Source organism: Acinetobacter sp. UBA3132, assembly GCF_002364825.1.
Classification (GTDB): Bacteria; Pseudomonadota; Gammaproteobacteria; order Pseudomonadales; family Moraxellaceae; genus Acinetobacter; species Acinetobacter schindleri.
Genome location: NZ_DEZM01000115.1, coordinates 1 through 5,104, shown reverse-complemented (window position 1 = coordinate 5,104; position 5,104 = coordinate 1). Strand labels below are relative to the sequence as shown.

4 protein-coding genes and 1 pseudogene are annotated in these 5,104 nt (G+C 44.2%); 4 read left to right on the top strand and 1 reads right to left on the bottom strand.

What is annotated here, in order from left to right:
* A pseudogene (locus B4033_RS05760) lies at positions 1-386 on the top strand (hypothetical protein); the annotation flags it as partial.
* A gap of 165 nt (positions 387-551) precedes the next feature.
* Here B4033_RS05760 and B4033_RS05755 read toward each other — a convergent pair.
* A complete protein-coding gene (locus B4033_RS05755; protein WP_004890452.1) occupies positions 552-2,264 on the bottom strand; it encodes an electron transfer flavoprotein-ubiquinone oxidoreductase in 1,713 nt (570 codons plus the stop codon).
* Between the two features lie 185 nt (positions 2,265-2,449).
* Between B4033_RS05755 and B4033_RS05750 the strand changes: the two genes are divergently transcribed.
* The 3 genes from B4033_RS05750 to B4033_RS05740 form a co-directional block, all read left to right on the top strand.
* The gene (locus B4033_RS05750) at positions 2,450-3,061 is read left to right on the top strand and encodes a DUF1285 domain-containing protein (RefSeq protein WP_286832645.1); all 612 of its coding nucleotides are present in this window, start codon (positions 2,450-2,452) and stop codon (positions 3,059-3,061) included.
* A gap of 48 nt (positions 3,062-3,109) precedes the next feature.
* The gene (gene murI / locus B4033_RS05745; RefSeq protein WP_048881165.1) at positions 3,110-3,973 is read left to right on the top strand and encodes a glutamate racemase; all 864 of its coding nucleotides are present in this window, start codon (positions 3,110-3,112) and stop codon (positions 3,971-3,973) included.
* A 128-nt stretch (positions 3,974-4,101) separates the two neighbouring features.
* A partial coding sequence (locus B4033_RS05740; protein ID WP_286832643.1) for a DUF4062 domain-containing protein occupies positions 4,102-5,104 on the top strand: 1,003 nt, incomplete at its 3' end.

Genomic DNA, 5,104 nt, shown 5'->3' with positions numbered 1-5,104 from the left:
AAAAAATAAATAAAACAGGGGTTTATGTATGCAATGAATATGATAATAAATTGATATTCCTGGCAAGTAGTAAAGAAGATGATAATGGTTTTGCACCTAGATATGCATGTAGAAATAAGGAAACTAGAGAAAAATTATATTTTGAAACCTCTTGGACTTTAATAGAAAGAATTTCAGATCAAGGCGGTACAGTAGAATCTATTGTTATAGAAAATTTAAAAGCTTTAGCAGGCCAAAAATGTCCGAAAACAGGCTATTGGTGGAGTCCCGCAAATCAGTCTAATTCACGGTATTTTACAGAGGGAGATATTTTCCCTAAATTAGAAAGTGATTGGGGCGAAACAATTTGGTATTTAGAAGCAACAAATAAAGATTTAATTGGCTAAAATAAAACAATCGTAACTTGTTTAAATCTAAAAATATTTAGGTATTTAAAAGTATCCTATAAAAATAAACCCGCTTTTGAGCGGGTTTATTTTAATTCATATCAAATTACATATTTGGATATGAGAAGCACTGCTTCGCAAGAATTACCCTAACCTAACCTAACATTACATGTTAGGGTAATTAGGACCACCCGCACCTTCCGGTGTTACCCAGGTGATGTTCTGAGAAGGATCTTTGATGTCACAGGTCTTGCAGTGCACACAGTTGGCTGCATTAATCTGGAAACGCTTCGAACCATCATCATTTTCCATGATTTCATATACGCCTGCCGGGCAGTAGCGCTGAGCTGGCTCATCCCATTTTGGCAGGTTCACATTCACTGGAATTGAAGCATCAGTTAGTTTCAAATGCGCAGGCTGGTTTTCTTCATGCACGGTGTTCGATACAAACACTGAAGATAGACGGTCAAAAGTCAGCTTGCCATCCGGTTTTGGATAGTTCGGCTTGAAGTTCACCGCATCAACAGTTTTCAATGTCTTAAAGTCTGGCACCAGGTCATGCAGGGTGAATGGCACTTTAAACACGTTCTGGTCGATAAAGTTGAATGCACCACCCATCCATTGCCCAAACTTATGCATTGCAGGGCCAAAGTTACGCGCGCTATACAGTTCTTCTTTCAACCAGCTGTTGTTGAACTTGTCTGTATAAGCAGTCAACTCTTTTACGAAGAAATCTTCGCCTTCAGTTACACGTGCAACTGCCAGGTCACCGCCTTTCTCTACACCGGCCTTGATTGCTTCAAATACCGCTTCACCGCAGAGCATGCCTGACTTCATCGCAGTATGTGAGCCTTTGATCTTGGCAAAGTTCAGGAAGCCCGCATCATCACCGATTAAAGAACCACCTGGGAAAGTGAATTTCGGCAGAGAGTTAAAACCGCCTTTGGTTACGGCACGCGCACCATAAGAAATACGCTTACCGCCTTCCAGATACTGCTTGATCAGTGGATGGGTTTTCCAGCGCTGCATTTCCATAAATGGATACATGTGTGGGTTTTCATAAGAAAGGTCCACGATCATGCCCAGAGTCACCTGGTTATTTTCAGCATGGTATAACCACCAGCCACCTGAAGAACCGGTTTCATTGAGTGGCCAGCCTGCACCATGCATGACCAGACCCGGTTTGTGCTTGGCAGGATCAATTTCCCATAGTTCTTTAATGCCGATACCGTAATGCTGTGGATCTGCATCCTTGTCCAGGTTGAATTTCTGGATCAGGCGTTTACCTAAGTGACCACGGCAGCCTTCAGCAAAAATCGTGTATTTCGCGTGCAGCTCGTAACCTGGGGTAAAGTTATGCGTTGGTTCGCCATCTTTACCAATGCCCATGTCTCCCGTCTGGATGCCTTTTACAGATCCATCTTCATGGTAAAGGATTTCAGAGGCAGCAAAGCCCGGGAAGATCGAGACTTCCAGTTCTTCCGCTTTCTGGCCTAACCAGCGCACCACATTGCCCAGTGAGATGACATAGTTGCCATCGTTATGCATGGTTTTAGGTACCATCCAGTGCGGAGCTTCTTGTGATTTTTCATCAGAGAGCAGGAAGAAGGTTTTGTCCTCGGTCACTGGTACATTGAGAGGCGCACCTTCTTCTTTCCAGTTCGGGAACAGCTCGTTCATGGCACGTGGTTCAAGTACAGCACCAGAAAGAATATGAGCACCGACTTCGGAGCCTTTTTCCACGACACAAACGGACAGATCATTCAGGTTGTTTTCAATTGCAAGCTGACGGATTTTGATCGCAGCAGAAAGACCCGCAGGGCCTGCGCCTACGATGACTACGTCAAACTCCATCGATTCACGTTCGATGTGCTCCATGTGGGACTCCTCATATTACATTCGGTGGCAACCATAATCGGATGATCGGGTGCTGCCATGAGTATTTATAATTCCTGGACACAAAAAGATTAGTGTCTTTCATCTTGTGGGCTAGTATAGTTTTAAACCCAGTTTAAGCCAATTGGCTGAAACATATTATTTTTCCGTCATTAAGGTCTTCTACTATGGATAAGTCAGCAGAAACGAATCATCCGACGAAAAAAACAGCCATAAGTGATGATAAAAATTTAACAAATATTGCACAATACATAAAAGATGCACAGGGCAGTCACAAAAGGTCAATACCCCCTTTAGATCAGTGGCAGCCAAAGCATTGTGGCACAATGGATTTGAAGGTTTTAGCCAATGGAGAATGGTGGCACGAAGGTCAATTGATTAAACGCCAAGCCATGATTGACCTGTTCTCAACAGTGCTATGGAAGGAAGATGGCAAATTCTATCTCAAAACCCCAGTTGAGCAGATCGAAATTGAAGTCGAAGATGAGCCCTTATTTGTAGGGCAGGCTGATCAGGTAGAAATTGATGGAAAAAGCTATATTCAGCTGACGACAACGACGCAGGATGTAATCATCGTAGATAAAGAACATCCAATTTTCATGCGTACTTTTGGTGATGAACAGCGCCCTTATGTGCATGTGCGTTTTGGCATTAATGCATTGATTCAGCGAGCTGCCTTTTTACATCTGGTAGAAATGGGTGAGCTCGTCGAAAATTCTGAAGGTGACACGGTATTAAGCTTGAAAAGTGGTGATTTAGACTTGCATTTAGGCACCTGAGGTTTAAGCTTTGTGCCATGTCTGTCCATTTGAGCAAACAGCCCCTGTATGAGCGCCATTTATCCGATTCCGTCTACACTCGATCCCATTATTGATGTTACTGCAGATGCACCCATTGGGATTTTTGATTCAGGAATCGGGGGCCTCTCTGTTGCACTGGAAATTGCGCGTCATTTACCGAATGAGCGTTTCGTCTATTATGCCGATACTGCCAATGTGCCTTATGGTCCGCGTGAGGATCAGGACATTCGTGAGCTCACCGCGCAGGCAATTGAATGGTTATATCGCAAGGGCTGCAAGGCTGCTGTCGTGGCATGTAATACTGCTTCAGCTTTTAGTCTGGATTATTTGCGTACGCATTATGGCGAGCGTTTTCCAATTATCGGTCTGGTACCGGCTTTGAAGCCGGCAGTTTTGGCGACCCATTCCAAAACTGTGGCCGTGCTTGCCACACCAGCAACCTTTCGCGGTCAGCTGATCAAAGAAGTCATGACCCGTTTTGCCGAGCCCGCAGGGGTAAATGTGATTCCAGTTACCTGTCTGGATCTGGTGCCTTTTGTCGAGGCTGGCGAGCAGATGAGTCCCGCGTGTCTAGCGACATTAACCAAGATTTTACAACCAGTTGTAGATCAGGGTGCAGACTATTTAGTACTTGGATGTACACATTACCCCTTCCTAAAATCGTCAATTCAGTATATTTTTGGTCATAAAATGACATTGATTGACTCTGGATTGGCAGTTGCAAGACAAACCGCCCGTATTTTGATCAAAAATGAGTTATTATTTGAAGGCGAGCGTAAAGAAAGTGTAAGAATCGAAATTTTTGTCAGTGGTCAAAATGCTGAACAAGTTCAACCGATTATACAGCACCTGATGCCGGATGATATTCAATGGTCTGTAAGTAATATATAAGCTGAGTTTTAAGTCAGTGAATTACATTATTTTAAAATTTGATATTTTTAAGTGGGGCACGCATATGCAACAGCTCATGGAAATCGAGGTGAACTGTGCATATTCGCGGTAGTTGGAGAGGGTTTGGAATGCTGGATAAACGTTATCAGGTCTTTATATCCACATCTGGTTCGGAAATGCAGCCAGAGCGTATCATCTTGTCGCAAACGCTGGTGGGTATGGGATTCTTCTCCTGGGGGCTGGAACAGCGTAATCCACTCAGTACTGCCTTTGCTCGCCGTCAGATTGATGACTGTGACTATGTGGTAATCCTGCTGGGAAGCCAGTATGGTGAACAGTCCGTTTCTGGCGTTGGCTATATGCACCTTGAATATATCTATGCAGTAACCAAGCAGAAACCGATTATTGTATTTATGCATGATGACCCTGCCTCTCGTGAGCCGTCCCTGCATGATGCCAAAGCGGAATTGCGTGAAAAATTCAATGAATTCCGAAAACTGCTACAAAATGAAGTCGATCAGGTCTTTACCTATCGTAGCCTGCGTGATCTGGAAATGGCAGTTCGCCTGAACATGCCCCAGATGCTAGAACGCTATCCGGTGACTGGCTGGGTGCGTCCTCAAAATGCCCAAGCCCTGCATGATGAAATTGATCAGCTCAAGGCGCGTATTGCCCAAATGGAAGCAGAAGCAGGCAAGCGTGAGCCTGATCCATTCCTGAGCTTGCCTAAAGTGTCCATGCATGAAATTTTTTCTTTTGAATACCGCATGCATGCCTATCAGGATGGTAACTTTAAAGAGCTCAAAATTCAGAAAAAACTGACCTGGGCTGAGCTTCTGGCAATTCTTGGATCTACCTTTGTCAATCCAACGCCAGAAGAATTCTTCTCTAAGCGCCTGAATGAATATTTAAATGAAACTGGTCTGGAAGATGCACGTATAGAAATGCCACGTGCTCATGCCGTGGCACGTGCACAGATGAACATTCGTGCCTTGCATAGCCTGAAAATGCAGATGCGACAAAATGACTGGATTGTACCGACTGGCCGTGATGACCGTCAGCGTTTACTATGGCAGATCACGGCTAAAGCCCAGAAACTGATAGAAAGTAATTTACTGGATAAAGATCGGG